Source organism: Pseudomonas sp. AC247, assembly GCF_979258015.1.
In genome coordinates this window covers 3088468-3095039 of sequence record NZ_OZ409829.1, presented here as the reverse complement: position 1 = coordinate 3095039, position 6572 = coordinate 3088468, and the positions used below count along the sequence as shown (strand labels likewise).

Sequence of the window (6572 nt, the reverse complement as noted above, 5' to 3'; positions counted from 1 at the left end):
TTGTTGTTTATCTAGCAGAGCCCGGCGTTGCGCCGGGCTCGATCCTGAACGGACTTGTGGGCATTTATGGAAAAGTCGAAGTGGCGCAAAGTCGGTATGGGTTTGGCGTTGGCGGTGGTGGCGGGGTTGGTGTTTTACACGGTGCAGGCCCCGGCGGAGGCGCCGCAGTACCTGACCGCGACGGTCGAACGCGATGACATCGAGAACGCGGTGCTGGCCACCGGCGTGCTCGAAGGGATCAAGCAGGTTGACGTCGGTGCGCAGGTCTCGGGTCAGCTGAAGTCGCTGAAGGTCAAGGTCGGCGACAAGGTGAAAAAGGGTCAGTGGCTGGCGGAAATCGATCCGCTGGTGCTGCAGAACACCCTGCGTCAGGCGCAGGTTGATGAGGAAAACCTGCAAGCGCAAAAGCGCGCCACGCAGGCCCAACTGAAACAGACCAAGGCGATTTACCAGCGCTATCAGAACCTGCAGGAGGATGCGTCGATTTCGCGCCAGGATTTTGAAACCGCCGAGTCGAACTATCAGGTGCAGCAGGCCAATCTGATGTCGCTGGATGCGCAAATCAAAAGTGCGCACATCCAGATCGACACTGCCAAGGTCAACCTGGCGTACACGCGGATTGTCGCGCCGATCGATGGCGACGTGGTCGGCGTGGTCACTCAGGAAGGCCAGACGGTGATCGCCAGCCAACTCGCGCCGGTCCTGTTGAAACTGGCAGACCTGGACACCATGACGGTCAAGGCACAAGTGTCCGAGGCCGATGTGATTCACATTGCGCCCGGGCAAGAGGTGTATTTCACCATTCTTGGCGAGGACAAACGCTACTACGCGAAACTGCGCGGCACTGATCCGGCGCCGCAGAACTTTCTCGAAACCCCGCCCGCCGGCACGCCGAAGCAAAGCAGCGCGGTGTTCTACAACGCCTTGTTCGAGGTGCCGAACCCCGACCATCGCCTGCGCATTTCGATGACCGCGCAGGTGCGCATTGTGCTCGACACCGCCAAGGCTGTGCTGACCGTACCGGTGGCGGCGCTCGGCCCGCGCAATGCCGACGGCAGCTTTCCGGTGCGCGTGCTCGATGCCAAGGGCCAAGCGCAGTCGCGCAATGTGCAGACCGGGATCAACAACAACGTCAAAGTGCAGATCAATGGCGGCCTGGCTGAAGGCGATCGCGTGGTCATCGGTGATCCGTTGACCAACGTGGCGGGGGCCTGAGCATGACCGAGCCACTGTTACAGCTGACCGGCATCACCCGCAGTTTCACTGCCGGCGACCGCGAATTTCTCGCGCTGAAGAACATCGACCTGACGATCCATGCCGGGGAAATGGTCGCGATCATCGGCGCCTCGGGTTCCGGTAAATCGACGCTGATGAACATCCTCGGTTGCCTCGATTACGCCACCGCCGGCAGCTACAAAATCAACGGCCAGGAAACCCGTGATCTGGACAATCAGGCGCTGGCCGAACTGCGCCGCGACTATTTCGGCTTCATCTTCCAGCGCTACCACTTGCTGCCGCACCTGAGTGCGATGCACAACGTCGAGATGCCGGCGATTTATGCCGGTACCCCCCAGCTGCAACGCCATGCCCGCGCCAGAGAGCTGTTGGCGCGACTGGGCCTCGAAGGTCACCTGACGCATCGGCCGAGCCAGTTGTCTGGCGGCCAACAGCAGCGGGTCAGTATCGCCCGGGCCTTGATGAACGGCGGCGAAGTGATCCTCGCCGACGAGCCTACCGGTGCGCTCGACACGGCCAGCGGCAAAGAGGTGATGCGCATTCTGCTGGAGCTGCACGCCGCCGGGCACACGGTGATTCTGGTGACCCACGATCCGAAAGTCGCGGCCAACGCCGAACGCATCATCGAAGTCAGCGACGGTGAAATCCTCAGCGACCGCGCCAACGAACGTGACACCACGCACTTGCTCAGCGATGAGCCGGTGGCGCCGAAAGCCATCGCCTCGCGGCGTCTGGTGGCCAGCCTTGGCCTGTTCAAGGAAGCATTCAGCATGGCCTGGGTCGCATTGATCTCGCACCGCATGCGCACCTTGCTGACCATGCTCGGCATTGTCATCGGCATCACCTCGGTGGTGTCGATTTCGGCGGTCGGCGAGGGCGCCAAGAACTACGTGCTCAAGGACATCGCGGCCATCGGCAGCAACACCATCGATGTCTATCCCGGCAGCAGTTACGGCGACAAACGTGCGGCGGCCATCGAAACCCTGACCCCGGCGGATGTCACGGCGCTGAATCAGCTGTATTACGTCGACAGCGCCACGCCGATGATCGGCCGCAGCCTGTTGCTGCGCTATCGCAATATCGATCTGGATGCGCAGGTCAACGGCGTCAGCGATCAGTACTTCAAAGTGCGCGGCATCAAGATGGCGGCGGGCATCGCGTTCAGCGAAAGCGATGCGCGGCGCCAGGCGCAGGTAGTGGTCATAGATCACAACACCCGTCAGCGTTTGTTCGGCCAGGATGTCGATCCGTTGGGCCAGGTGATCCTGATCGGTAACCTGCCGTGCACGGTGATCGGCGTCGCCGCACAGGATAAAAGCCTGTTTGCCTCGGGCAAGACCCTCAACGTCTGGGTGCCTTACGAGACGGCCGCCGGACGGGTGTTGGGCCAGCGTTATCTGGACAGCATCAGCGTGCGCATGAAGGAAGGTCAGCCGAGCAAGGTGGTGGAAGAGCACGTGACTCAGCTGTTGCTGCAACGCCATGGCAGCAAGGATTTCTTCACCAACAACCTCGATAGTGTGTTGCAGACGGTGCAGAAAACCAGCCGCTCGCTGGCGCTGCTGCTGTCGTTGATCGCGGTGATTTCGCTGGTGGTGGGGGGGATTGGCGTGATGAACATCATGCTGGTCTCGGTGACTGAGCGCACGCGGGAGATCGGCATTCGCATGGCGGTGGGCGCGCGGCAGTCGGATATTCGTCAGCAGTTTCTGGTGGAGGCGGTGATGGTCTGTCTGTTGGGCGGGGCGATCGGGATTTCGCTGTCGTATGCCATCGGGCATCTGTTTTCGCTGTTTATCAAGGAATGGGAGATGGTCTTCTCGCTGACCTCAGTGCTCACGGCGGTGATCTGCTCGACGCTGATCGGCATCGTCTTCGGCTTCGTCCCGGCCCGCAATGCCTCACGCCTCGACCCGATCGAAGCGCTGGCACGCGATTGATGAAACCATTGATCGTTCCTACGCTCGGCGTGGGAATGCAGCCAGTGACGCTCCGCGTCACTGGACGCAGAGCGTCCCTAGAGGCATTCCCACGCAGAGCGTGGGAACGATCAAGATCGCAGCCTGCGGCAGCTCCTACCGATCAGGCGGCGGTGGAGGTTGAGGTGTCCAGTGGCGAATACATCCAGCGCATCAATGAATGTCGCCCGCTGATGCCGAGCTTGATCGCGGCGCGCTTCAGGTAGCTTTCCACGGTGTTGACCTTGAGCTGCAACTGTTCGGCCAGCTCCGGTGCCGTGCGCCCGGTGAGCAGGCCGATGCACACTTCGCTTTCACGGTTCGACAGGCTCAACCCCAATTGTTGCAAACGCTCATTGAAGCGCAGGCGCAGGGTCTCGATGCCCGAGCCTTCAGTGGCCTCGGCCGGGCGTTCGCAGTCGGCATCGTCCGGTTGCAGGGCACTGATGTGTTTTTCCACCATCGGCAGCAGCAGCGGCGAAATATCTTGCAGGCGGCTGCGTTCCTGTGCAGAAAAGCGTTGCGACTGACCGTTGCGGTACACCGAAATCACGTAGCGGTAGCCGTCCTTGCGCCGGGTCAGATGCAGTTGCGAGGCATCGGTGGCCGTCGACGGATCAGGGTTCGGCAGGTCATGGGCGGTCGCTGTGTTGTGCTCGGAAAACAGCGTTTCGGCGAGCAACGCGGCGTCTTTCAATGGTTCGGGTTCATTGCGGCGGGTGGCACGGCCCACCGGCTCGACACGCATCTGCCGAATATGGGTGGCATCGACGGCCAGTTGGGTGAGGATCAGGTCATGCAGCATGCGCGGAAAATGCCGGCTGCCAGTGCTGGCGATGACCTTGCCGATATGCGGGAACAGGTGTGAGTTCATATTGTTCGTCCATGAGTTGCAATGGGGTACTCGCGTCCCTGGAATACCGGCGTGAAGCTCCATGGCCGGCAAAAACGTTTCCAGAAGACGATCCTATCCTAGTACAACGTTTCGACGACCGTTTAATGAAGGCGTTATTAGCTCATAACCGCGCACCGTTTTTGATCAGGTCAAAGGCCGTTGCGTTTTCGCCAGCAGCAGCAACAGCACGCAGACCAGCACGGCCGCCCCAAGGTTGTAAATCATCGCGTTGACGAACGCAGCCGTGTACCGGTCGGCTAGCGTCGGGATGTCAGCGCCGCTGGCAAGCGTCGCACTGAACAGCATGCCGACCACGGCGACGCCCAGCGCCGCACCGACTTGCTGGACGGTGGAAATAATCCCCGACGCCATGCCCGCCCGGGCCTCATCGATGAAACCCAGCACCAGGTTGAGCAGTGGCGTCATGATCAGCCCCTGGCCCGCACCGACCACGATCAGCACGGGAATCAGGCGTGTGGGCTGCAAGTCTGCGCCGGCCAGTTGGACTTGCGTGATCAGCAGTCCGATGGACGCGCTGTACACCAGCGCCCCGGCGAAGATCGCGCGTGTTCCCCAGCGAGCCACCAGCCGAGGCGCGGTCAGTGACGCCAGTACAAAACCTACGCTGCAAGGTGCGAAAATGCTGCCGGCCAGGAAGGGGTCGAGCCCCAGCCCGGTCTGCATCAACAAGGCAAAACACAAGAAGAACGAACTGGACGTGGAGTAGACCAGCAGCACCAATAACGTGCCCAAGGCAAACCGTGGTTGGCCAAGCAAACGCATGTCCACCAGGGGCATCTCACCCGTGACACGTCGTCGTTCCTGTTGGCGATAGAAGCCCAGCAGCAGGGCCAGCGCCGCCAGCAATGACAACGTGCTCCAGGCCGGCCAGCCTTGCCCCGGCCCCTCGATCAGGGGCACCAGCAGCAAGGCCAGCCCGGCGCTGACCAGTGCCACGCCCGTCCAGTCCAGCGTCGGACGCTGAGGTGCGCGGGTTTCCGGGAACCACCGCGCCGCTGCGATCGCGCACAGGCCGACGGGAACGTTGATCAAAAACACCGCGCGCCAGCCCAGCCCGAACAGATCGGCCTGCACCAGCCACCCACCGAGCACCTGACCGGCGATGGCGGCCAGGCCCAGTGTCATGCCGAGCAGGCCGAAGGCGCGGCGGCTGTCGTCACCCTCGAAACTCACACGAATCGACGCATAGACTTGCGGAAACAACAACGCCGCCGCCAAGCCTTGCAGCACCCGCGCGCCAATCAGAAAACCGGCGTCGGGCGCCATCCCGCATAATGCCGACGCCAAAGTGAAACCGGCCATGCCGATCACGAACAGACGACGTCGTCCGTACAGATCACCCAGGCGTCCGCCGGTAATCAGCAATACGCCAAAGGCCAATTCATAGCCGGCCACGATAAAGCCGATTTGCGAGAAACTTGCACCCAGCCCTGACTGCATGTCGGGGATGGCGACGTTGACCACAAACAGATCGAAGATCGTCACGAAACCTGCGATCAACAGGACGCAAAGGCCCAGCCATGGAGCGCTGGCAGCCGTGCGGGCGGGCAGGGCGGAAGAGGATAAAGGTGCGCTCATCTTGAGTATCCGAGTCAGTGAGCGCGCATTCTCAAAGCGTTCTTACGCACTTACAATTTAACCCTTTATGCTGTTACTGAAAGTAATGAGGTAAACGATGCGAACCATGGAACGAACTCGCAACGATCTGGCGGCCTTCTTGCGCGCGCGGCGTGAACGGTTGTCACCGGCCGACGTCGGCCTGCCCAGTGGAGGGCGGCGGCGCACACCCGGGCTGCGCCGTGAGGAAGTCGCGGCGCTCGCCGGGGTCGGACTGACCTGGTACACCTGGCTGGAACAGGGGCGCGACATCGGCGTGTCGGCGGCCTTTCTGGATAACCTCGCGCGGGTGCTGAAACTGGATGCCCCCGAGCGGCGGCATCTGTTTTTGCTGGCGCACGACCGCCCGCCGGCTGAACCGGGCAAGACCTGGTGCGTGGTGCCACCGCTGGTAGTGCGCTTGATGCACGACCTGCCGCACGCCGCATACGTGCTCAACCTGCGCTGGGATGTGCTGGCGTTCAACGCTGCGGCAGAGGATCTGTTCGGTTTCGACCGGCAGGCCCCGGCGCGGCGCAATCTGCTGTGGATGCTGTTTACCGATCCGACCCTGCGCGAACGCTTCGCCCGCTGGGACCAACAGGCACCGCAAATGCTCGCCAGTTTCCAGCGCGACTATGCGCGCGCCTCGCAGGAGGCCGACATTCAGGCACTGGTCGATGAGCTGCAAAAAGCCTCGCCGGATTTCAGTCTCTGGTGGCGTCAGCATGACGTACAAGCGCCGTGCAACGGTGTACGCCAATTGCTGATCGACGGCATCGTCGAGCCGTTCGAACACACCACGTTGACCATCGATGCTGACCGGCATTTGCGTCTGGTGGTGTACGCCAGACAGTGATGGGCGC

5 protein-coding genes are annotated in these 6572 nt (G+C 61.9%); 3 read left to right on the top strand and 2 right to left on the bottom strand.

From position 1 onward, the window contains the following. Positions 1 to 66: 66 nt before the first annotated feature. Entirely contained in the window at positions 67 to 1215 is a 1149-nt protein-coding gene (gene macA, locus ACZZ0B_RS14130; protein ID WP_463545528.1) for a macrolide transporter subunit MacA, read from the top strand. Positions 1216 to 1217: 2 nt separating this feature from the next. Beyond that, positions 1218 to 3176: a MacB family efflux pump subunit gene (locus tag ACZZ0B_RS14125; RefSeq protein WP_463545527.1), complete on the top strand. Its 1959-nt coding sequence runs from the start codon at positions 1218 to 1220 to the stop codon at positions 3174 to 3176. 142 nt (positions 3177 to 3318) lie between these two features. On the opposite strand, the gene ACZZ0B_RS14120 is transcribed toward ACZZ0B_RS14125, so the two are convergent. Together ACZZ0B_RS14120 and ACZZ0B_RS14115 are read right to left on the bottom strand one after the other, a co-directional pair. After that, positions 3319 to 4068 carry a helix-turn-helix transcriptional regulator gene (locus tag ACZZ0B_RS14120; RefSeq protein WP_463545526.1) on the bottom strand — a complete coding sequence of 250 codons (750 nt, stop codon included), beginning with the start codon at positions 4066 to 4068 and terminating at the stop codon, positions 3319 to 3321. Between the two features lie 165 nt (positions 4069 to 4233). Further along, complete coding sequence (locus tag ACZZ0B_RS14115; protein WP_463545525.1) at positions 4234 to 5688, bottom strand: MFS transporter; 1455 nt, start codon at positions 5686 to 5688, stop codon at positions 4234 to 4236. Between the two features lie 97 nt (positions 5689 to 5785). Here ACZZ0B_RS14115 and ACZZ0B_RS14110 point away from each other — a divergent pair, with 97 nt between their 5' ends. Then, a complete protein-coding gene (locus ACZZ0B_RS14110; RefSeq protein WP_008088726.1) occupies positions 5786 to 6565 on the top strand; it encodes a helix-turn-helix transcriptional regulator in 780 nt (259 codons plus the stop codon). The last annotated feature ends 7 nt before the right edge of the window (positions 6566 to 6572 follow it).